This is a genomic window from Amphritea sp. HPY, assembly GCF_050870985.1.
In the GTDB taxonomy this organism is placed as follows: domain Bacteria; phylum Pseudomonadota; class Gammaproteobacteria; order Pseudomonadales; family Balneatricaceae; genus Amphritea.
In genome coordinates this window covers 4,746,050-4,768,662 of sequence record NZ_CP194015.1, presented here as the reverse complement: position 1 = coordinate 4,768,662, position 22,613 = coordinate 4,746,050, and the positions used below count along the sequence as shown (strand labels likewise).

Sequence of the window (22,613 nt, the reverse complement as noted above, 5' to 3'; positions counted from 1 at the left end):
AACTTGAATGGTTCTCAATTCAAGAAATTAGTTGCCTAGTCTACCAGATGTGGCCGCAGATAACCTGCCGCTTCCACTCTCGAAACTAATTCCGCCAGGTTGGCATCCAGCCGCACCGGGCCGATCTGAACCCGGTACAAAACCTGATCACTGCGTTGCACCGGTGCAACCCGGACAGGGTATCCCGGAAACATCGTTTGTAGCTGGCGCTTAGCATCATCCGCCGTTGCCTGCAGACTAAATGCTCCAACCTGCAGATAACGGCTACCTCCGGGCTCTGACCTGGTCACAGGAGCAGTCGCACTTCCGGCAGCAACCACCGTGGTGCTGTTCCAGCTACCTGGATCAATCGCTTCGACTTCTACGTTTGCAGTTCCGTGGCCCAACATATCCAGCTTCTTTGCCGCGGCATAGGAAAGATCGATGATCCGGCCACCATGAAAGGGACCACGGTCGTTTACCCTTACAATTACCTGTCGACCATTTGCGGTATTGGTTACTTTAACAAAGGTCGGCAGCGGCAAGGATTTATGCGCCGCCGACATGCCATACATATTGTAGACTTCGCCGTTAGACGTTTTGTGGCCATGGAATTTTTTGCCATACCATGACGCCGTACCTCGCTCTTTATAACCAAGACTACTCGGCATCACATAGTAGGTTTTACCCAATACCCGATAGGGACTCTTATTGCCACCACGGCTCTTCGGTTCTGCGCGTGGCACCGCATCAGGCACATTCGAAACATCGACCGCCTGGGCAGGACCATGATCCTGCTTGATCGAATAACGACCACTATTACCAGAGCACCCCACCAGGGAGGCAAGTATAGTTAACAGGATTAGTTTACTACCCAGCTTCATTGTCTTTACCACCCCTATCACTTATCCCGCCTTGGCGCTGCGTTTTTCAACGACGGCCCGGCTCAGTTCATACACCGCCATTGCATACAGCCGGCTGTGATTATAGCGGGTTATGACATAAAAATTATGCAGACCGAACCAGTAATGAAATTCACCGTTGGACTCCATACGCATCAACGTCGCCATATTATCCCCGGCCAGATCATTACGGGTAGAGATACCCCGCTCACCCCATTCCGTAAGAGATAGCTCTGGTTTCAGGCCGTTATTAAACCATTCATCCTGTGCAGCCTTAGTAATCACGACATTGGAGCGTACCGGTTCGCCGCTCTTCCAGCCATGGGCGCTGAAGTAGTTAGCTACACTACCAATAGCGTCTACCGGATTGTTCCAGATATCTTTTTTACCATCGCCATCGAAATCGACGGCAAAGCTGCGAAAGCTGCTTGGGATAAACTGTCCATAGCCCATCGCCCCGGCATACGAGCCTTTTAAGCTGAACGGTTCGACCTTTTCATCCCTCACCAGGTAGAAATACTGTTTCAGCTGGCCACGGAAAAATTTACCCCGTTTCGGATAATCGAAGCCGAGTGTCGATAACGCGTCAACCACCCGGTAGCTACCCATATTCCGGCCATAACGGGTTTCGACACCGATAATTGCAACAATTATCTCGGCCGGGACACCGTAGGTTTGTTCGGCACGCTGCAATTCATCTGCGTACTGGTTCCAGAAACTGACGCCCTGATTAATCCGCTTTGATTTCAGGAAAATATTACGATATTCACCCCAGTTAAGGCGCTTCTCAGCCGGACGGGATATCGCTTTAAGAATACTCTCCTGGCGTTTAGCACCCGCCAATACCCGCTTTACTTCGGCGCTATCAAAACCTTCATCGCCCAGCTCAGTTATCAGCTGCTGCGCCTGCGGATGTTCTGCATAATTTGTGCTGTCTGTCGTTGCGAACGCCGGTGCTGCCAGCGCCAGTCCGCTTACAACAATGCCGGTTGTAATCCACTGTGTCAGTGTCTGTTTTATCATCATCTGCTACCTTAACTGTCCCTGGGCTGAAAGCGCTACTTAAGCACCCTAAATCTTAATCCGGCCTTTATCAAACCTGTTGCAAAAAATAACGCAAATAAACAACGCTAATGGCTAATCATCTGCCTGTGCGCCTGAACCGACATCAATAAACCAAAGCCTGCCATCAGGGTTACTATTGAGGTGCCGCCATAACTCACCAGCGGCAACGGTACCCCGACTACCGGCAGCAAACCACTTACCATGCCGATGTTTACAAAAATATATACGAAGAAAGTCAGGGTCACACTGCCCGCGACCAGCCTGCCAAAGCTATCCTGGGCCCGCACCGCGATAATCAGTCCTCGGCCGATAATCAGCAGATAGATGGCTAGCAGGACCAGCACCCCGATCATACCCATCTCTTCCGCCAGCACCGCGATAATAAAGTCGGTATGGCTCTCCGGCAGAAAATCCAGTTGTGACTGAGTCCCCTGCATCCAGCCTTTGCCATCGATACCACCGGAGCCGATCGCCGCCTTAGACTGAATAATATTCCAGCCCGAGCCCAGCGGATCACTTTCCGGATCTAAAAAGGTCAGCACCCGCTGTTTCTGATAATCCTTCATTACCATCCACAACCCTGGCAATCCTGCAGCAGCAACCGCCAGGGCACCGAAGATATAACGCCAGTAAATACCCGATAACAACAGCACAAACACGCCGGAGGCAGCAATAAGCAAAGAAGTGCCCAGATCCGGCTGCTTCATAATCATCACCACTGGCACAAAGATCAGCACCAATGAAATAATAATATGCCTGAAGCTCGGCGGCAGTGGGCGGTTAGCCATATAACAGGCGATCATCAATGGCAGAACTAATTTGACAATTTCTGATGGCTGAAAACGAAAACCTGGTAAAGCTAACCAGCGCTGCGCGCCTTTAGCTCCGACACCAAACAGCAGCACAGCTAGCAATAATCCCAGGCAAACCACATACATCGCAGGCGCCCAGCGGGCAAAGATTCTGGGGCGGAACTGTGCCAGCACCACCATGACAAAAAACCCAGCGCCCATGCGCACAGCCTGCCGGGTGACATACCCCATATCACCGCCAGAGGCGCTGTACAGAATCAACAAACCATAGCTGCAAAGCAAAAGAACAAATACCATTAACCAGGCATCCAGCCGGGTATGTGACCATACCCCCCGGCGTCTGGCCAGGTGCGGTTGAGCATCAGGCATACTGCGCTGAAAGTCACGCATCAGGGTTGATCTCCCGGCGCTAGTTGAACGATGCTCAGGGCTGCCTGTGGTGATCCTAATTGAGCATGCTGTAACTCTTTTTCCTGGTCAGCTTGCTTCAGGGCCATGAAAGCGTCAATCACACCACGGGCGACCGGGGCTGCGGTACTGGAACCACCACCACCATTTTCAACGATCACTGCGACCGCAATCTCCGGCTTATCCGCCGGCGCAAAAGAGATAAACAAGGCATGATCCCGATGCCGCTCATCGAGCTTATCGGCATCGTATTCTTCATCCTGTTTAATTCCGACCACCTGCGCAGTACCTGTTTTACCGGCGATCTGAAAATCGATACCTTTACCAATTTTTCTCGCAGTGCCCCGTTTTCCATGTACCACAGCGATCATGCCATCGATAATTTTTTGCCAGTATTCCGGCGTTTTCAGCTGCACATCGGGCAACACTGCACCAGTGCCTTCCAACCCTGTAATATCGATAACACTGCCTTCCAGCAACGAATTACGCTCGATGCCAGCACCGGCTTCCAAATTTGTATTCTGCAGCTCGCCCTCTGCGACAGCGGGTTGCTGTACCACACCTTTAAGCATCCGGGGTTGCTTCCAGATGCCCCTGTTTGCCATAACCGATGAAGCAGTTGCAAGCTGTAGCGGGGTTGCTAACATCCAGCCCTGGCCGATACTCAGGTTAAGAGAATCGCCGGGGTACCAGGAACCACGACCAGTACGTTTTTTCCATGCCCGAGAAGGCAGAATGCCGGGCAGCGCTTCTGGCAGGTCAAGACTGGTTACCTGGCCAAAGCCAAAACGCCCCAGATAATCTGAGATCACATCGACTCCTGCGCGGTTCGAGACATCATAAAACCAGACATCACAGGACTGATAGAGCGCCATTTCCATATCCACTTTGCCATGTCCGCCCCGTTTCCAGTCACGGTACCGACGACCGCCTTTGTTCAAGGTATAGAATCCAGGATCATGTACGGTATGGTTAGGGCTAATCAAACCACTGTCGATCACTCCCATCGCAACCATCGGTTTAATGGTTGAGCCCGGAGGATACTGACCGCGCAACGCGCGGTTAAACAATGGTAACTCCCGTGATTCACGCAACGCATTGTAGTCTTTGCTGCTAATCCCGGTAACGAACATATTCGGGTCATACCCGGGGGTACTCACAAGGGCCAGAATCCCGCCGTTACTGGGATCGATAGCGACAATCGCGGCGCGTCGTCCGGCGACCAGTTTTTCCGCCGCCTGCTGCAAACGGATATCAAGATGTAGCACTATATCCCGACCCGGTATCGGATCGGTCCGCTCCAGCACCCGCATGACCCGTCCCCGGGCGTTAGTTTCTACCTTGTGATGGCCTACAGAACCATGCAACAGTGGCTCATAGAACTTCTCGATACCCAGCTTACCGATATAGTGAGTTGCACTGTAATTAGTCCCGTCGACCCGCTTCAGTTCATTTTCATTAATTCGTCCTACGTAACCCATTGCATGTACCAGGCTGGCGCCGTACGGATAATATCGGATCAGATCCGCTTCCACCTGCACCCCGGGGAGGCGCTGGTAATTAACGGCAATCCGGGCGATCTCCTCATCGGTAAGGCGAAAACGCAATGGTACGGTTTCATAGGGACGACGGCGTTGTTTAAGGCGTTTGCGAAAGGACTTTAATTCACGTTCGGTAATCGGTATCAGCGCCTCTAATTCGGCGAGAGTTGCATCAATATCCTTAACCTCTTCCTTGAGCAGGGTAACACTGTAGCTGGGGCGGTTATCCGCCAGCAATACGCCATTACGATCATAGATCAGCCCGCGGGTCGGACCGACAGGCTTTAGCTGTACCCGGTTATCATCAGATTTAGCCGCCTGTTGATCGTGCTGGATCACCTGCAGATAATAAAGACGACTAATCAATACTCCCATCAGCAATATAACCACCAGAAAGGCGATAAGAGCCCGGGAAAAGAATACTTTTCCCTCTTTCGAATGATCCTTAAAGCTATCGAATGCCGACATTAATGTTCGCTCAAAACCGCTTACTTATGGTATGGATGGCCCTGCAGGATACTCCAGGCACGGTACAGTTGTTCAGCCAGCAGGATTCGCACCAATGGATGAGGTAAGGTAAGACCTGACAACGACCATTTCTGATCAGCAATGGCTACACACTCTGGCGCCAGCCCTTCGGGACCGCCGACCAGTAATGATACATTCTGCCCCGACATCTGCCAGTTTTCAGCCTGCTGCGCTAACTGTTCGGTGCTCCAGTTCTTGCCACCGACTTCCAGAGCGATCACCCGATCCCCTTTAGGAATCGCCGCCAGCATCTGCTCACCTTCCTGCCGTTTAGCCCGTGCCAGATCGGCACCTTTACCGCGATGACCAAGGCCGATCTCAATCACTTCAAGAGAAAACTCCTGAGGCAGGCGTTTGATATATTCGTTGCACCCTTCGTTCACCCAACCCGGCATTTTAGTGCCTACGGCTATCAGACGTATTTTCATCAGTTGTTCTGTCTCACTAATCAGGAAGTCTGCTCTTCATCCTCATCAAAACCCCACAGGCGCTCCAGGTCGTAGAAGCTGCGCGCATCCGGCATCATGATATGTACCACCACATCACCCAGATCGACCAACACCCATTCACCGGTATCCTGCCCTTCAATACCCAACGGCAAAATACCGTTGTGCTTTACTTCTTCATGTACGTGCTGACCTAGGGACATCACATGACGCTTGGAAGTTCCGCTGGCAATAATCATTCGATCAGTGACAGTCGACTTACCGGACACATCCAGTACAACGATCTCTTTCGCTTTCAAATCGTCGAGGGCGTTACGTACAACGCTGATCATCTGGTCAATTTCCATCGGTTACCGTTTACCTTTAATTTCGCTGCAGCCATATAGCTGCTGTTGTTGAATATAATCCCAGACACCATCCGGAATAAGGTATCGGGGCGAATGCCCATCACCTATCAGGTTGCGTATCTGAGTTGCTGAGATCCCGAGAGGAGTCAGCTCATGAAAAATAACATGCCCTGCGGCACTACTGAGCAGCCGCTGTTTATCAGAAACCTCATGATTTCTGGTCACCCGGCTGATCAGATCGCCTGGCTTGTAGACCCAACCGGGCCGTTTAACCACCACTATATGAGCCAGTTGCAGCAGCTCCTGCCAGCGATCCCATGTCGGAAGGGACAGATATGCATCCATCCCCATGATCATACAGATCGGCAACTCGGCCCCAAATTCCCGCCGCAAAGCTTCCAGTGTCAGCACAGTATAAGAGGGCTTAGATGATAGAATTTCCCGCGCGTCGGCATACAGCGCCGGTTCGTCTTCGACCGCGCGCTGCAGCATATCAAGTCGCTGTTGTGGGCTGCGCTCCGGTTGCGCCCTATGCACCGGCACTTTAGATGGCATCAGCGCGACCCGATCAATACCCAGCCATTGCTGAATTTCCAAAGCCGTGCGCAGGTGACCATTATGGATAGGATCAAATGTCCCCCCCATAAAGGCCAGTGCTGTAACTGTCATTAAAGATTACTGCCGAATATGACCATCGCCGAGAACCACATATTTTTGTGAGGTCAGACCATCAAGGCCAACCGGTCCGCGGGCATGAATCTTATCTGTAGAGATCCCGATTTCTGCTCCCAGGCCGTATTCAAAGCCATCAGCAAAACGCGTTGAAGCGTTAACCATGACCGAGCTGGAATCCACTTCACGCAAAAAACTGCGGGATTTAGTGTAGTTCTCGGTAATGATTGAATCAGTGTGATGCGAACCATATTGGTTAATATGAGCGATCGCTTCATCCATATCACCGACCAGTTTGATCGACAAAATCGGTGCCAGGTACTCTGTCTGCCAATCTTCTTCCGTCGCTGCGATAGCCGATGGCAGCAGCGCGCAGGTTCTCTCACAGCCCCTTAGTTCAACTCCAATAGACTGGTAGCGTTCCGCTAGCTCTGGCAGTATCTCAGCTGCCCGTGCTTCATGAATCAATAAAGTTTCCATGGTATTACAGGTGCCATAACGATGCGTCTTGGCGTTGATCGCGACGTTGATCGCCTTAGTCTTATCGGCATCGTCATCGATATAAACATGGCAGATACCGTCCAGGTGCTTAATCACTGTCACCTTAGCGTCGCGACTAACCCGTTCGATCAGGCCTTTCCCGCCCCGGGGGACGATCACATCCACGTATTCTGGCATCGTGATCAGTTCGCCCACCGCCTCACGGTCGGTAGTCTTAACCACCTGCACCGCATTTTCCGGTAGCCCGACAGCCTGCAAACCAACCTTGATACATTCAGCAACTGCAGCGTTGCTGTGGATCGCTTCCGATCCACCACGCAAGATAGTCGCATTGCCTGATTTCAGGCACAGACTAGCAGCTTCCACCGTCACATTAGGACGGGATTCATAAATAATACCGATCACCCCCAGTGGCACCCGCATCTTACCTACCTGAATACCACTTGGCAGATAGTTCATATCGGTAATCGCACCGATCGGATCGGGAAGGGAGGCAACCTGACGCAGGCCCTCAATCATAGTATCGATCTGGGACTGCTTCAGTTCCAGACGATCCAGCATCGCATCATCGAGGCCATTCTTACTCCCCTGCTCAAGATCTTTAGCGTTAGCCGCCACCAGATCGGCACGGGCAACATCGATCGCCTCAGCCATCGCAAGCAATGCCTGGTTCTTAACATTGGTATCAGCTTTAGCGATAGCGCGGGACGCAACGCGTGCTTGCTGGCCCAACTCTGCCATATACTGTTTAACGTTCATATATATCCTTCCCGGTCGGAGATCGCACATTATAACCCGCTGCAGAGCGGGGACCATAGCCTGCACCTTAGATTCATTGAAAAAAGCCGTTTATCGGCCATATAAGAAGCTGTTATCATCTGCGGGTTCTGTTTTATACAGCTATAGTCAGGGAATCAGTGCAGTCGGAATATGGATCAACCGCAGAGTTCAGAGTACGACAACAATCAACGCGGCCAGCAATACAACCGGCTGGTCGTAGTACTTGCCGCTATATTACTGGCAGGTTTACTGTTGTCCGGAGTTTATCTCGCACTGGTAGCCGACCGCCTGGCTAACCAGCAAACCCGATCCCAGGGTGAATTGCTCAGCCAGCAAACCGCCACTCTGATCAAACCCGCCCTGCTGGCGGCAGACCCGGTAAGCCTGAACTTTGTACTCAATCAGCTGGTACAACAAGATCATATCGCCGCGATCAAGTTAACCGACACCAAGGACCGCCTGCTGGGGAGGGCCGGAGAAGAGACTAACGACGATCTGGTCACCCTGCAGGCAGATATCAACCAACAGAATCAGCCTCTCGCCTTTCTTGAGCTAAGCCTTAACCCGACCTACTATCGCACCCCATATTATGAGTTATTGATTCAGGCGCTGATATTAAGCCTGATCGTGATTATCATCGCCTTATCTTCACTCTGGTATTACCTTCGTTCCTCACCCGCGACTCGATCAAAAACCAACCCCTTCGCAACAGCTGAATCGTTGCCTGAGGAAACAGAAATAATTCCTTCGAACGAAGCGAATATCGAAACGTCTGTCGAGGCTGAAAATATTCTAGAGACAACTCCATTTAACACCTCTCAATCCAACATAGAAAATTCAGAAGAGCTGGTCGACCTGCTACGCCCTGCCGAAGATGCGCCAGAAATGCCGGGCTTTGCTCCGTTCACCGAATACAAAGAGTCAGCGAAGAAAAGCAAGCTACAGACAGCTCCTGAAGCAAAACCTATCGTCGAAGAGATCAATCTCTCTCCGCTTCAGAAAGAAAAGAGTAAGTTCAAAAACCCACTGTTTGAGAATGACAAAAAAGAGGTACAGCTAGACCTCTATTCGTTTGAACAAGAACTGGAACTGATCGTTTCAGCTGATAATGCAGGCTACCTGCTTTATCTAGACCTGGCCAGCGGCCATTCTGACAACATATCCCAAAAGCAACTGCATGAAATGCAGGAATTTTATTACCGAATGCTGGATATGGTAATCGCAATTTACCAGGGAGAAGCGGCAAAAGTCAGCAATGGAGATCTGCAACTGGCATTCCTCAAACCACATAAAGATGACTCCCACGGCGTCAATGCAATTTGTGCCAGCCAGCTGTTCAACCGACTCTATAAGCTGTTTAACCAGCAGCGCATCCGGAATATGCAGCCGGTCCTGAATCTGCATATGGCACTGGTACGGGGCCATTACAAAAAACTTCCCAGACTGCAGGAAGAAGCCCGTTACCTGACGCATAGCACAGAAAGCAACGAACTGATCACGCACACAGCCCTAAGCGAAGCACCTGACCTAAAAGTCAGCTTACTGGCAGGAGCTGAAATACAACGCGCTGAAGAAGACAAAGTACTCATTCTGTCGGTTAATGAAAACTACCAGAAGCTACTGGATAAACAGGCTAAGCACCTGCTGAATAAACTATTTCCCTGATTCCGGTATAAGCCTACTACTCAACTATTTCCCAATCAGGGCCAATACAACGTCGAACTACAGTACAGAAATTCATAAACACCTGTGTTAACTGTATCTTTTGCCAAAACATCTCAGCCTGTAACCTTAACAATCTGATTACTATTTAATTTTTCAACAGGCCGGATTGTCCTATGCTGGAACTGCTATTTCTACTTGCTGCCGGATTTTTTGGCGGCATGATCAATTCGATTGCCGGCGGCGGTAGTTTTATCACATTTCCGGCACTTCTGTTTGTGGGCATTCCGCCTATCAGCGCTAACGCAACAAATACTTTTGCAGCCTGCTCTGGCTATATGAGTGGCACCTGGGCGTTCCGAAAAGACCTTCGAGAAGTAAAAGATCAGTTACCCAAGTTCATTCTGATTAGCCTGATCGGCGGTATCGCGGGTGCCTGGTTGTTACTGCAAACACCAGAAACAGCATTCCGCGTGGCAATTCCCTGGCTACTGCTCTTTGCTACTGTACTGTTCATCTTTGGCGGCCAGCTAAATAGCCTTCTAAAGACTCTGAGTACTCGTCACCGCCACGCTTCATCGATGGGAGCATTACTGCTAACGTTGTTGCTTCTGGGGGTCTGTCTGTATGGCGGATTCTTTAACGCCGGACTGGGCATCATCACCTTGAGCTATCTGGCTCTGGCCGGCTACACCAACATCAACACAATGAACGGGCTGAAGTTGCTGATATCATCCTTCGTATCACTGATCGCCATCGCCCTGTTTATCTATGACGGCGCAATTGCATGGTATGAAGGAACAATTGTATTAACAGGCACTCTGGCAGGTGGTTATTTCGCTGCTCACCTGTCCCGTAAACTGCCGCAACAATGGGTACGAAACTTCGTCATAGTTGCCAGCACAGGAATAACCATCTACTTCTTCTACGATGTGTATTTTCTATCCAATAACACCCTCTGAAACGACCATCCGCCCTCAATACAGGACGCTCCTTTATCAGCATGCCTATAGCTAACACTTATACATAGCTGAACAGTCCACCCCCATACTATGAAAACCAGCATACCCAGCGAACGGTTATGCACAGCTGTGCGGCTATAATTCAGTAGTATCTTGCAGAAAAGCTAATAGAATTATCTCTGGCCAAACACCTGGCGCTGTCAGACGATCAAGATAAGAGAGATAACCTGTGAACCGACTAAACAGAATCATAATACTGCTAGTCATAGCTGTCGGCGCTTCGGTGATGTTACCTTACCAATCTCCTGAGCCGGTAACAAACCACCCCGTCAGCACTGACCAAAGATTACTTCAAGCGTTTAATGACCTGGAAAGCGACCTGCAAATAGAGGGCAGTGCCGTAGTAAAAAAACTCCTGCCAGATGACCTGAAAGATATCCGCCACCAAAGGTTCCTGATTAGCTTAAAGCACGGACAGACAATCCTTATTGCACATAATATTGATCTTGCTTCGCGTATCAATGACCTCCGTAAAGGTGACGTTATTCGATTTTACGGTGTCTATGAATGGAATAATCAGGGCGGTGTTATCCACTGGACCCACCGGGATCCGGACGGCGACCATCCTGACGGCTGGATAGAGCACCGGGGGCAGAGATATCAATAAGATAAAGCAGTGGCTAGAACGCGCTACGCGCTTGCTAGACGTCACTGCGTGACTTGCTAGTGGCTAGAAAAAGCCTGTAAAAGCAGACCGTCACTACGTGACTCGCTAGAACGGAAGGCAAGCCTTCCTGCTAGTAGCTAGTGGCTAGAAAAAACCTTCTTAATCAATAATGTGAAAACGCTGGCGTAAGGAAAGACTGCGGGGTTTTAGGTTTTGCTTTTGACCTTGTCTTTGACTGTCGCTTTTGATTTTTCTAGCCACTAGCAGGAACCAAAGGTTCCGCTCTAGCCAGCGGCACAGACGCGATCTAGCCACTGCCTTTAAGATTTTTCTAGCCACTAGCAGGTGCGCTTGCGCGCCGTTCTAGCGAGTCGCGTAGCGACGTTCTAGCTACTGTCCTTTCGTTTCTAAGCGACGCCTTAGAAACGAAAAAACCCCGATCACAAAGTGATCGGGGCTTTCCGTAATTAGGTGCTTGGCGATGACCTACTCTCGCATAAGGAAACCCTACACTACCATTGGCGCTAAGACGTTTCACTTCCGAGTTCGGTAAGGGATCGGGTGGTTCCATCTCGCTATGGTCGCCAAGCAAAAACTGTTAACAAAAGTAATCCTGTAAGAGAAGGAGAGTACAAGCTCTAATCCTTCGTCTGTTCTTATCGAACAGTGTATCTTAATCTATCAGCTCAACAAACGCTTTTGGCGTTATATGGTCAAGCCTCACGAGCAATTAGTACTGGTTAGCTCAACGCCTCACAACGCTTACACACCCAGCCTATCAACGTCCTGGTCTTGAACGGCTCTTCAGGGGGCTCAAGGCCCCAGTGAGATCTCATCTTGAAGGGGGCTTCCCGCTTAGATGCTTTCAGCGGTTATCCTGTCCGAACATAGCTACCGGGCAATGCCATTGGCATGACAACCCGAACACCAGAGGTTCGTTCACTCCGGTCCTCTCGTACTAGGAGCAACTCTTCTCAAATCTCAAACGTCCACGGCAGATAGGGACCGAACTGTCTCACGACGTTCTAAACCCAGCTCGCGTACCACTTTAAATGGCGAACAGCCATACCCTTGGGACCGGCTTCAGCCCCAGGATGTGATGAGCCGACATCGAGGTGCCAAACACCGCCGTCGATGTGAACTCTTGGGCGGTATCAGCCTGTTATCCCCGGAGTACCTTTTATCCGTTGAGCGATGGCCCTTCCATACAGAACCACCGGATCACTAAGACCTACTTTCGTACCTGCTCGACGTGTCTGTCTCGCAGTCAAGCGCGCTTTTGCCTTTATACTCAATGCATGATTTCCGACCATGCTGAGCGCACCTTCGTACTCCTCCGTTACTCTTTAGGAGGAGACCGCCCCAGTCAAACTACCCACCACACAATGTCCTCGATCCCGATAAGGGACCTGAGTTAGAACCTCAATATTACCAGGCTGGTATTTCAAGATTGGCTCCACCTGAACTGGCGTCCAGGTTTCAAAGCCTCCCAGCTATCCTACACAAGTAATATCAAAGTCCACTGCGAAGCTATAGTAAAGGTTCACGGGGTCTTTCCGTCTAGCCGCGGATATACGGCATCTTAACCGCAATTTCAATTTCACTGAGTCTCGGGTGGAGACAGTGTGGCCATCGTTACGCCATTCGTGCAGGTCGGAACTTACCCGACAAGGAATTTCGCTACCTTAGGACCGTTATAGTTACGGCCGCCGTTTACTTGGGCTTCGATCAAGAGCTTCGCCGAAGCTAACCCCATCAATTAACCTTCAAGCACCGGGCAGGCGTCACACCCTATACGTCCACTTTCGTGTTTGCAGAGTGCTGTGTTTTTAATAAACAGTCGCAGCCACCTAGTATCTTCGACCACCAACAGCTTAGGGAGTAAATCCCATCACCGTCAGCGGCGTACCTTCTCCCGAAGTTACGGTACCATTTTGCCTAGTTCCTTCACCCGAGTTCTCTCAAGCGCCTTGGTATTCTCTACCTGACCACCTGTGTCGGTTTGGGGTACGATTTCTTGTTATCTGAAGCTTAGAGGTTTTTCCTGGAAGCATGGCATCAACCACTTCGTCCAAAAGAGGACTCGTCATCAGCTCTCAGCCGTATGAGATCCCGGATTTTCCTAAGATCTCAGCCTACTGCCTTAAACACGGACAACCAACGCCGTGCCGGCCTAGCCTACTCCGTCACCCCATCGCAATAACAAAAAGTACAGGAATATTAACCTGTTTCCCATCGACTACGCTCTTCAGCCTCGCCTTAGGGGTCGACTCACCCTACCCTGATTAGCATTGGATAGGAACCCTTGGTCTTCCGGCGGGGGAGTTTTTCACTCCCCTTATCGTTACTCATGTCAGCATTCGCACTTCTGATACCTCCAGGATGCTTCTCAGCTTTCCCTTCAACGGCTTACAGAACGCTCCTCTACCACGCAATAAATTGCGTCCGTAGCTTCGGTGTATGGTTTGAGCCCCGTTATATCTTCCGCGCAGGCCGACTCGACTAGTGAGCTATTACGCTTTCTTTAAAGGGTGGCTGCTTCTAAGCCAACCTCCTAGCTGTCTGAGCCTTCCCACATCGTTTCCCACTTAACCATAACTTTGGGACCTTAGCTGACGGTCTGGGTTGTTTCCCTTTTCACGACGGACGTTAGCACCCGCCGTGTGTCTCCCATAATTGCACTCTACGGTATTCGGAGTTTGCATCGGGTTGGTAAGTCGGGATGACCCCCTAGCCGAAACAGTGCTCTACCCCCGTAGGTGAGATATGAGGCGCTACCTAAATAGCTTTCGAGGAGAACCAGCTATCTCCGAGCTTGATTAGCCTTTCACTCCGATCCACAAGTCATCCGCTGGCTTTTCAACGACAGTCGGTTCGGTCCTCCAGTTGATGTTACTCAACCTTCAACCTGCCCATGGATAGATCGCTCGGTTTCGGGTCTAATCCTAGCAACTGTACGCCCTATTAAGACTCGGTTTCCCTACGGCTCCCCTAAACGGTTAACCTTGCTACTAAAATTAAGTCGCTGACCCATTATACAAAAGGTACGCAGTCACGGTCTCAAGGACCGCTCCCACTGCTTGTACGTACACGGTTTCAGGTTCTATTTCACTCCCCTCACAGGGGTTCTTTTCGCCTTTCCCTCACGGTACTGGTTCACTATCGGTCAGTCAGGAGTATTTAGCCTTGGAGGATGGTCCCCCCATATTCAGACAGGATATCACGTGTCCCGTCCTACTCGATTTCACTGTAAGTAAGTTTTCGCATACGGGGCTATCACCCACTATCGCCACACTTTCCAGAGTGTTCTGCTAACTACATTACAGCTTAAGGGCTGGTCCCCGTTCGCTCGCCGCTACTAGGGGAATCTCGGTTGATTTCTTTTCCTCCGGGTACTTAGATGTTTCAGTTCCCCGGGTTCGCCTCTCAAAAGTTATGTATTCACTTAAGAGATACCCAGCTTATACTGGGTGGGTTTCCCCATTCGGAAATGTTCGGATCAAAGCCCATTTACCGGCTCCCCGAACCTTATCGCAGGTTAACACGTCCTTCATCGCCTCTGACTGCCAAGGCATCCACCGTGCACGCTTAGTCACTTGACCATATAACCCAAAAGGGTCTGATCGAAGAGACTGATAAAACTTCATGTCATTTTTCAATGACGATGAAATAACGATACATTTACGCCGGATTAGCGCTTGTACATATTTTTCATTCTCGTTACAGGATTCAATTGTTAAAGAGCGTTTAAAGCAAAAAGCTTTAAAAGATAGTCACTTAAGCAGTGAGTATGTTTTAGAGCTTTTGGGTATTCTTCAGTTAAGAAGAAATGGTGGAGCTATGCGGGATCGAACCGCAGACCTCCTGCGTGCAAAGCAGGCGCTCTCCCAGCTGAGCTATAGCCCCAGTTGCTCTCTCTAAAGAAGATCAGATAATTCGTGTGAACGCTTGCTAAGATTTCGCTATCGTTTAAGGAGGTGATCCAGCCCCAGGTTCCCCTAGGGCTACCTTGTTACGACTTCACCCCAGTCATGAACCACACCGTGGTAACCGCCCTCCCGAAGGTTAAGCTAGCTACTTCTGGTGCAATCCACTCCCATGGTGTGACGGGCGGTGTGTACAAGGCCCGGGAACGTATTCACCGCGACATTCTGATTCGCGATTACTAGCGATTCCGACTTCATGGAGTCGAGTTGCAGACTCCAATCCGGACTACGACCGGTTTTCTGAGATTAGCTCCCCCTCGCAGGTTTGCAGCCCTCTGTACCGGCCATTGTAGCACGTGTGTAGCCCTACTCGTAAGGGCCATGATGACTTGACGTCGTCCCCACCTTCCTCCGGTTTGTCACCGGCAGTCTCCTTAGAGTTCCCACCATTACGTGCTGGCAAATAAGGACAAGGGTTGCGCTCGTTACGGGACTTAACCCAACATTTCACAACACGAGCTGACGACAGCCATGCAGCACCTGTCACAGAGTTCCCGAAGGCACTAAGCTATCTCTAGCGAATTCTCTGGATTTCAAGAGTAGGTAAGGTTCTTCGCGTTGCGTCGAATTAAACCACATGCTCCACCGCTTGTGCGGGCCCCCGTCAATTCATTTGAGTTTTAACCTTGCGGCCGTACTCCCCAGGCGGTCTACTTAGTGCGTTAGCTGCGCCACTAAGAGATCAAGTCTCCCAACGGCTAGTAGACATCGTTTACGGCGTGGACTACCAGGGTATCTAATCCTGTTTGCTCCCCACGCTTTCGCACCTCAGCGTCAGTATCAGACCAGGTGGTCGCCTTCGCCACTGGTGTTCCTTCCTATATCTACGCATTTCACCGCTACACAGGAAATTCCACCACCCTCTTCTGTACTCTAGTTTGCCAGTATCAGATGCAGTTCCCAGGTTGAGCCCGGGGCTTTCACATCTGACTTAACAAACCGCCTACGCGCGCTTTACGCCCAGTAATTCCGATTAACGCTTGGACCCTCCGTATTACCGCGGCTGCTGGCACGGAGTTAGCCGGTCCTTCTTCTGCAGTTAACGTCACAGGATGCCGCTATTAACGACACCCCTTTCCTCACTGCTGAAAGTGCTTTACAACCCGAAGGCCTTCTTCACACACGCGGCATGGCTGCATCAGGCTTGCGCCCATTGTGCAATATTCCCCACTGCTGCCTCCCGTAGGAGTCTGGACCGTGTCTCAGTTCCAGTGTGGCTGGTCATCCTCTCAGACCAGCTACGGATCGTCGCCTTGGTGAGCCATTACCTCACCAACAAGCTAATCCGACGCAGACTCATCTAATAGCACGAGGTCCGAAGATCCCCCGCTTTCTCCCGTAGGACGTATGCGGTATTAATCCAAATTTCTCTGGGCTATCCCCCACTACTAGGTAGATTTCTACGCGTTACTCACCCGTCCGCCGCTCGTCATCTTCTAGCAAGCTAGAAATGTTACCGCTCGACTTGCATGTGTTAGGCCTGCCGCCAGCGTTCAATCTGAGCCATGATCAAACTCTTCAGTTTAAATCAAGAATGTCGGAAAAAGACATTCTGTAAATCTAGCTCAAAGTACTAAACAACTACATGTAAATGAATTCACATATGGTCGCTTTGTCTTTGATAAAGCTTTTGTGCTCCATCTCAACAAGCGCCCACACGAATTATCTGATCAATCTGTTAAAGAGCGTGCCTGAGTGACTCAAACCGTTGCCGGTGTGTCGTCTCAAGCGAGGTGCGTATTCTACTCAACACCCTGTTGAAGTCAACCGTTTTATTTGAGAAGTTGTAATAAACTTACAAACAAACCGTTGTGCTTCATGTTGTGATTAATTCGTTTAAAAAACACTGTTTTTCAAAGAGTTAAACTCAACACCTCAACCTGTCTCAGTGGCCGTTGCCGGCTGCTGTCTCAAGCGAGGAAGCGCATTCTACATCGACTGGCAGAGGAGTCAACAGGGGAGCACAAAATAGTGTCGTTTTTATGAAATACATCGCACTTCGATAAGGCCAGTGGCTAGACCGCGACTGAGTCGCTCGCTAGATCGCAAAGCAAGCTTTGCTGCTAGTGGCTAGAAAAAGCCTGAAAAGACAGACCGTCGCTGCGCGACTCGCTAGAACGGAAGGCAAACCTTCCTGCTAGTAGCTAGTGGCTAGAAAAAACCTTCTTAATTGAATGTGGTGAAAACGCAGGAGTAAGGGATAGCGGTGGGGATTTAGATTCTACTTTTGACTTTGATTTTGACTGTCGTTTTTGAACTGGCTTTTGATTTTTCTAGCTACTAGCAAGTCACGTAGTGTCGCTCTAGCGAGCCAAACTTGTTTGGCGGTCTCGCCACTGTATTCGTTTTGGCTCTGCCAAAACTCAAAAACCGCCTGGCGGCGGTTTTTGGTTTTGCTTTTTCTAGCCACTAGCAAGCGACGCAGTCGCGTCTAGCAGGAAGGTTTACCTTCCATTCTAGCTAGCCGAGCCCGCGAGGCGGTCTTGTGGATCTAACCTTCAGAAGTACCAGGCTCTTCCCCAGCTCTGTCACCCACCTTAACGAGAACCTCCAGGGAATCTACCCGCTGATATCCTCTTGGTAGCTTGTTACCACGACGACCACGGTCGCCTCGGTAATGCTCAAGATCCGCGGGTTTCATCTTCAGGTGCTGGCGGCCGGAGTTAACCTGCAAAGTATCTTCAGGAGATAAGATCACCATCCCTGCCAGCAACTCCTCTCTCGTCGCAGCTCTGGCCGATGGGATATTGATAATTTTGTTACCTTTACCCCGCCCCAGCTCAGGTAACTCGCTTACCGGGAATACCAGCATTCGGCCTTCATTGGTCACCGCAACCAACAGATCTCTGGCTTTGTCTTTAACCGGCAAAGGTGCCATGCCTTTTGAGCCTTTCGGCAGAGTAAGCGTTGCCTTGCCAGTTCGGGTCTTGCTGGTCATGTCACCAATTTTAGTTACGAAACCGTAACCCGCATCAGACGCCAGCAATACCGCGTCATTATCTTTACCTGCGACAGCAGCATCTATGGTGGCACCCTTGGGCAATGTTAACTTACCAGTAACAGGCTCCCCTTGTCCGCGGGCTGATGGCAACGTATGTGCTTCTAACGCATACGCTCTGCCAGTAGTATCGAGCAGAATAATAGGTTGATTCATACGACCAGCGCACGCCAGCTTGAAACCATCCCCGGACTTGTAGCTTAGCCCTTCAGGATCAATATCATGTCCTTTCGCCGCACGAATCCAACCTTGCTTGGAGATAACAGCAGTAATAGGGTCAGCAGAAAGAAGCGCTTTCTCATCCAGCGCCTTGGCTTCTTCGCGGGCAACTATTGGCGAACGTCGATCATCGCCAAATTCTTTGGCATCCGCTTTCAGCTCATCCTTAATCAGCTTACGCATCAGACGATCTGAGCCAAGAATCTCCTCGAGCTTGTTACGCTCCTCAGCAAGCTCTTCCTGCTCTGCCCGAATCTTGATCTCTTCCAGCTTCGCCAGATGTCGGAGCTTTATTTCGAGAATCGCATCGGCCTGAATCAGAGAGATGTTAAAACGCTCCATCATCACCTGTTTCGGCTCATCCTCGGTTCGAATGATCTCGATCACTTCATCGATATTCAGATACGCGACCATCAGGCCTTCAAGGATATGTAGCCGGGCCAGCACCTTATCCAGTCGATGCTGCAGCCGGCGGCGTACTGTTTCAGTCCGATAGGTCAGCCACTCGGTCAGGATCCGTTTCAGATCTTTAACCTGTGGTTTACCATCGATACCTATCATGTTCATGTTGACGCGATAGGTTCGTTCCAGATCAGTACTGGCAAACAGGTGCGCCATCAGCTGCTCAACATCCACCCGATTTGAACGGGGGACGATTACCAGTCTGGTAGGATTTTCATGATCCGATTCATCGCGCAGGTCTGAAACCATCGGCAGCTTCTTCTGCTGCATCTGTTGTGCAATCTGTTCCAGAATCTTCGCACCCGATACCTGATGCGGCAACGCAGTAATAACGATATCGCCTTGTTCCCGGCTATATACCGCCCGCATCCGCAGGCTGCCCTTGCCAGTTTCGTACATCTTACGCAGTTCATTACGCGGCGTGATCAATTCGGCATCGGTCGGCATATCCGGCCCGGGCATAATCTCACATAGCTCTTCTATACTGGTACTCGGTTTAGATAGCAGCTGAATACAGGCCTGAGTTACTTCACGCAGATTATGCGGCGGAATATCCGTTGCCATACCGACCGCAATACCAGTAGTGCCGTTAAGCAGGATGTTCGGCAGACGCGCCGGCAACGTCAACGGTTCCTGAATAGTACCGTCGAAGTTAGGCCCCCACTCTACGGTCCCCTGAGCAACCTCTTTCAGTAACACTTCAGCATATTTCGCGAGCTTGGATTCGGTATATCGCATCGCGGCGAATGACTTAGGGTCATCCGGCGAACCCCAGTTACCCTGACCGTCAATCAACGGATAACGATAAGAGAACGGCTGCGCCATCAGCACCATCGCTTCGTAGCAGGCACTGTCACCGTGGGGGTGGAACTTACCCAACACATCACCGACTGTACGTGCCGATTTCTTATACTTGGCCGTTGATTTCAGCCCCAGCTCGGACATGGCATAAACAATGCGTCGCTGAACCGGTTTCAGGCCGTCGCCGATATGAGGCAAGGCGCGGTCGAGAATAACGTACATGGAATAGTCCAGGTATGCTTTCTCGGTATATTCTTTCAATGACAGGCGTTCTACGCCTTCGTCAATATGTACTGTTCCGCTCATTACTTTTCCTACAGCTCGACTCAGACTTCAGCCAGATTGCCTTTAGTTTCCAACCACTCTTTACGATCGGAAGACCGCTTCTTGGCCAGCAACATATCCATTACTTCATTAGTCCCGTCACCCGGTTCTATGGTCAGCTGAACCAACCTGCGGGTATCCCGGGACATAGTGGTTTCCCGTAACTGCAGCGGGTTCATCTCACCCAAACCCTTAAAGCGCTGAACGCCAATCTTCGCGTTCTTACGTTCACTTTTAATCCGCTCAACGACACTATCCTTTTCGGCATCATCCAGTGCGTAATGGACATCTTTTGCAACATCGATCCGGTATAACGGCGGCATCGCAACGAAGATATGCCCCGCGCTGACCAGCGGCTTGAAGTGACGCACAAACAAGGCACAGAGAAGAGTCGCGATATGCAGTCCATCGGAGTCGGCGTCGGCAAGAATACAGACCTTACCGTAGCGCAGAGTATCAAAGTTATCTGATCCCGGCTCTACCCCGATCGCCACCGAGATATCATGCACTTCCTGAGAGCCCAGCACCTCGCTCGCATCAACCTCCCAGGTATTAAGGATCTTACCCCGCAACGGCATCACCGCCTGATATTCACGGTCCCGTGCCTGCTTGGCTGAACCACCAGCGGAGTCACCCTCCACCAGAAACAACTCCCCCTGCATCGCATCGTTACCGGTACAATCGGTCAGCTTGCCTGGCAGTGGCGGCCCCTGGGTAACTTTCTTACGAATTACTTTTTTATTCGAGCGCAAACGTTTCTGTGCGTGACTGATCACAAGCTCAGCAAGTTTTTCACCATCGTCTACATGGCGGTTCAACCACAAACTGAAGGCATCTTTTGCGGCACTGGCCACAAAAGCGGCAATATGCCGGGAGGAAAGTCGCTCTTTAGTCTGGCCAGAGAACTGCGGATCCTGCATCTTTACCGACAGAACGTAGCAGCATCGCTCCCAGATATCTTCGGCTGAAATCTTTACGCCACGGGGCAACAGATTGCGGAATTCACAGAACTCCCGCATCGCATCCAACAGTCCGGTACGCAAACCATTAACATGGGTACCCCCCTGAGCGGTAGGGATCAGGTTAACGTAGCTTTCACAGGTCAGATCACCACCTTCCGGCAACCACTGCAGTGCTACATCCATGGCATCGATCTCACCTTGCAAAGACGCAGTAAACGGTTCTTCTGGTAAGGTTTCAAAGACCTGGGTGGTCCCCTTCAGGTAATCAACCAGGCCGTCTTCGTAATACCACTGCTCTTTCTCTTTGCTGTCACCGGTAGCATCGGTAAACGTCACCGTCAGGCCAGAACAGAGTACCGCTTTAGCACGCAACATATGCTTGAGCTTAGTGACATGGTATTTCGGTGTATCGAAATACTGGCCATCGGCCAGAAAACGTACTTCTGTGCCCGTATTACGCTGACCACAGCTATCGACGATCTCCAGATCAGAAACCTTTTCTCCATCGGCATATGTCATGCGATAGACATTACCGCCACGCCGGATGGTCACCTCGAGCAACTTCGACAGGGCGTTTACTACCGATACCCCCACCCCGTGCAAACCACCGGAGTAGTTATAGTTTTCATTAGAAAACTTACCACCGGCATGCAGCCGGGTCAGAATCAGTTCGACACCGCTGACGCCTTCTTCCGGATGGATATCCACAGGCATGCCGCGGCCGTTATCTTTAACACTGATAGCGCCATCTTTATGCAAGACCACGTCCATCTGAGTTGCGTGACCAGCCAGCGCCTCATCGACACTGTTATCGATCACTTCCTGAGCAAGATGGTTTGGCCGATCGGTTTCGGTATACATACCGGGACGCCGTCGCACCGGATCCAGGCCACTCAGTACTTCAATTGCATCTGCATTATAATTGGTCATCAGAAGTCTTAGTCCTTCTCAGCCGCTACCGTTAAGTCGGTCTGCAACGGCAATTCAACCCGTCCTTCGGCAAAGGCCAGCAGTGACGGGATTACTTGTTCAAATTGATCAAAACCATGCGAGCCACCCTGCTGTACCAGTTTGGGGGAATCAGAAAATTTATCCACCGCTTCACGGTAATCCAGGGTTTCGTCGGCGGTCTGGGTCAGCAACAGATAGCGCGCTGGCTCTTTAAGTACACCACAGTTAACCGCCAGCAGCTGCTCCAGGTGCTCAGAAGTCAGTTCATAGCGCTCATCAGTATAAAAGTTACCCTGCTCTCCTAACATTTCTGCCAGTAGTTCATAGGGGCGTACAGCAGGATTGATCAGCACCGCGCGCAGGCCATACTTTTCCACCAGCCAGGTGCTGTAATACCCGCCCAGCGAGCTGCCAACCAGCGTAATATCACGCTTGGCATGCTCTTCCACCAGCTGTTCCAGCTGTCTGATCGCCTGTTGCGGCCAATGTGGCAGTCTGGGCACCAAGACCTCGTCACTGCGGCCAGCCTCGGCCATCCACTTTACAAAACAACGTGCCTTGAAAGAATCAGGCGAGCTGTTAAAACCGTGAATATAGATAATCAGGGGTTGCGACATCGGATGCCTTAAATAAGGTTC

14 protein-coding genes, 1 tRNA gene and 3 rRNA genes are annotated in these 22,613 nt (G+C 50.7%); 3 read left to right on the top strand and 15 right to left on the bottom strand.

What is annotated here, in order from left to right; genetic code table 11:
- Positions 1–35 precede the first annotated feature (35 nt).
- The 8 genes from ACQUQM_RS21195 to ACQUQM_RS21160 form a co-directional block, all read right to left on the bottom strand.
- Positions 36–863 (bottom strand): septal ring lytic transglycosylase RlpA family protein, encoded by an 828-nt coding sequence (locus ACQUQM_RS21195; RefSeq protein ID WP_432471859.1) that lies wholly within the window; start codon positions 861–863, stop codon positions 36–38.
- 21 nt (positions 864–884) lie between these two features.
- Complete coding sequence (mltB, locus tag ACQUQM_RS21190) at positions 885–1,907, bottom strand: lytic murein transglycosylase B (RefSeq protein WP_432471858.1); 1,023 nt, start codon at positions 1,905–1,907, stop codon at positions 885–887.
- A 104-nt stretch (positions 1,908–2,011) separates the two neighbouring features.
- Positions 2,012–3,148 (bottom strand): rod shape-determining protein RodA, encoded by a 1,137-nt coding sequence (gene rodA / locus ACQUQM_RS21185; RefSeq protein WP_432471857.1) that lies wholly within the window; start codon positions 3,146–3,148, stop codon positions 2,012–2,014.
- Positions 3,148–5,175, bottom strand: coding sequence for a penicillin-binding protein 2 (gene mrdA / locus ACQUQM_RS21180; RefSeq protein WP_432471856.1), 2,028 nt, complete (start codon positions 5,173–5,175; stop codon positions 3,148–3,150). The genes rodA and mrdA overlap by 1 nt, the downstream gene beginning before the upstream one ends.
- A 20-nt stretch (positions 5,176–5,195) precedes the next feature.
- Positions 5,196–5,663: a 23S rRNA (pseudouridine(1915)-N(3))-methyltransferase RlmH gene (gene rlmH / locus ACQUQM_RS21175; RefSeq protein ID WP_432471855.1), complete on the bottom strand. Its 468-nt coding sequence runs from the start codon at positions 5,661–5,663 to the stop codon at positions 5,196–5,198.
- A 20-nt stretch (positions 5,664–5,683) separates the two neighbouring features.
- Positions 5,684–6,028: a ribosome silencing factor gene (gene rsfS / locus ACQUQM_RS21170; RefSeq protein WP_432471854.1), complete on the bottom strand. Its 345-nt coding sequence runs from the start codon at positions 6,026–6,028 to the stop codon at positions 5,684–5,686.
- Positions 6,029–6,031: 3 nt separating this feature from the next.
- Positions 6,032–6,697, bottom strand: a complete 666-nt coding sequence (nadD, locus tag ACQUQM_RS21165; protein ID WP_432471853.1) for a nicotinate-nucleotide adenylyltransferase — start codon at positions 6,695–6,697, stop codon at positions 6,032–6,034.
- A gap of 6 nt (positions 6,698–6,703) precedes the next feature.
- Positions 6,704–7,960: a glutamate-5-semialdehyde dehydrogenase gene (locus tag ACQUQM_RS21160; protein WP_432471852.1), complete on the bottom strand. Its 1,257-nt coding sequence runs from the start codon at positions 7,958–7,960 to the stop codon at positions 6,704–6,706.
- A 171-nt stretch (positions 7,961–8,131) separates the two neighbouring features.
- Between ACQUQM_RS21160 and ACQUQM_RS21155 the strand changes: the two genes are divergently transcribed.
- From ACQUQM_RS21155 to ACQUQM_RS21145, 3 genes are all read left to right on the top strand, one after another.
- The gene (locus tag ACQUQM_RS21155) at positions 8,132–9,646 is read left to right on the top strand and encodes a hypothetical protein (RefSeq protein ID WP_432471851.1); all 1,515 of its coding nucleotides are present in this window, start codon (positions 8,132–8,134) and stop codon (positions 9,644–9,646) included.
- Between the two features lie 173 nt (positions 9,647–9,819).
- Positions 9,820–10,605: a sulfite exporter TauE/SafE family protein gene (locus ACQUQM_RS21150; protein WP_432471850.1), complete on the top strand. Its 786-nt coding sequence runs from the start codon at positions 9,820–9,822 to the stop codon at positions 10,603–10,605.
- A gap of 286 nt (positions 10,606–10,891) precedes the next feature.
- A complete protein-coding gene (locus tag ACQUQM_RS21145; RefSeq protein ID WP_432474859.1) occupies positions 10,892–11,272 on the top strand; it encodes a DUF3465 domain-containing protein in 381 nt (126 codons plus the stop codon).
- Positions 11,273–11,745: 473 nt separating this feature from the next.
- Here ACQUQM_RS21145 and rrf read toward each other — a convergent pair.
- The 7 genes from rrf to ACQUQM_RS21110 all read right to left on the bottom strand — a co-directional run bounded on the left by rrf (position 11,746) and on the right by ACQUQM_RS21110 (position 22,592).
- Positions 11,746–11,861 (bottom strand): 5S ribosomal RNA (gene rrf / locus ACQUQM_RS21140).
- A 120-nt stretch (positions 11,862–11,981) separates the two neighbouring features.
- Positions 11,982–14,874, bottom strand: a 23S ribosomal RNA gene (locus tag ACQUQM_RS21135).
- Positions 14,875–15,102: 228 nt separating this feature from the next.
- Positions 15,103–15,178 (bottom strand) — tRNA-Ala (locus tag ACQUQM_RS21130).
- 64 nt (positions 15,179–15,242) lie between these two features.
- A 16S ribosomal RNA gene (locus ACQUQM_RS21125) occupies positions 15,243–16,783 on the bottom strand.
- The 16S, 23S and 5S rRNA genes sit together here with 1 tRNA gene alongside, the layout of an rRNA operon.
- 966 nt (positions 16,784–17,749) lie before the next feature.
- A complete protein-coding gene (gene parC / locus ACQUQM_RS21120; RefSeq protein WP_432471849.1) occupies positions 17,750–20,044 on the bottom strand; it encodes a DNA topoisomerase IV subunit A in 2,295 nt (764 codons plus the stop codon).
- A 20-nt stretch (positions 20,045–20,064) separates the two neighbouring features.
- Positions 20,065–21,954, bottom strand: a complete 1,890-nt coding sequence (parE, locus tag ACQUQM_RS21115) for a DNA topoisomerase IV subunit B (protein ID WP_432471848.1) — start codon at positions 21,952–21,954, stop codon at positions 20,065–20,067.
- Positions 21,955–21,962: 8 nt separating this feature from the next.
- Complete coding sequence (locus ACQUQM_RS21110) at positions 21,963–22,592, bottom strand: YqiA/YcfP family alpha/beta fold hydrolase (protein ID WP_432471847.1); 630 nt, start codon at positions 22,590–22,592, stop codon at positions 21,963–21,965.
- Positions 22,593–22,613 lie beyond the last annotated feature (21 nt).

Bases quoted from the DNA above. Each gene is read 5' to 3' on its own strand.
- parC (WP_432471849.1), bottom strand. From the start codon at position 20,044: ATGAGCGGAACAGTACATATTGACGAAGGCGTAGAACGCCTGTCATTG.
- ACQUQM_RS21195 (WP_432471859.1), bottom strand. From the start codon at position 863: ATGAAGCTGGGTAGTAAACTAATCCTGTTAACTATACTTGCCTCCCTG.
- ACQUQM_RS21150 (WP_432471850.1), top strand. From the start codon at position 9,820: ATGCTGGAACTGCTATTTCTACTTGCTGCCGGATTTTTTGGCGGCATG.
- rsfS (WP_432471854.1), bottom strand. From the start codon at position 6,028: ATGGAAATTGACCAGATGATCAGCGTTGTACGTAACGCCCTCGACGAT.
- rlmH (WP_432471855.1), bottom strand. From the start codon at position 5,663: ATGAAAATACGTCTGATAGCCGTAGGCACTAAAATGCCGGGTTGGGTG.
- ACQUQM_RS21110 (WP_432471847.1), bottom strand. From the start codon at position 22,592: ATGTCGCAACCCCTGATTATCTATATTCACGGTTTTAACAGCTCGCCT.
- nadD (WP_432471853.1), bottom strand. From the start codon at position 6,697: ATGACAGTTACAGCACTGGCCTTTATGGGGGGGACATTTGATCCTATC.
- ACQUQM_RS21155 (WP_432471851.1), top strand. From the start codon at position 8,132: ATGGATCAACCGCAGAGTTCAGAGTACGACAACAATCAACGCGGCCAG.
- ACQUQM_RS21160 (WP_432471852.1), bottom strand. From the start codon at position 7,960: ATGAACGTTAAACAGTATATGGCAGAGTTGGGCCAGCAAGCACGCGTT.
- ACQUQM_RS21145 (WP_432474859.1), top strand. From the start codon at position 10,892: ATGTTACCTTACCAATCTCCTGAGCCGGTAACAAACCACCCCGTCAGC.
- mltB (WP_432471858.1), bottom strand. From the start codon at position 1,907: ATGATGATAAAACAGACACTGACACAGTGGATTACAACCGGCATTGTT.
- parE (WP_432471848.1), bottom strand. From the start codon at position 21,954: ATGACCAATTATAATGCAGATGCAATTGAAGTACTGAGTGGCCTGGAT.
- rodA (WP_432471857.1), bottom strand. From the start codon at position 3,148: ATGCGTGACTTTCAGCGCAGTATGCCTGATGCTCAACCGCACCTGGCC.
- mrdA (WP_432471856.1), bottom strand. From the start codon at position 5,175: ATGTCGGCATTCGATAGCTTTAAGGATCATTCGAAAGAGGGAAAAGTA.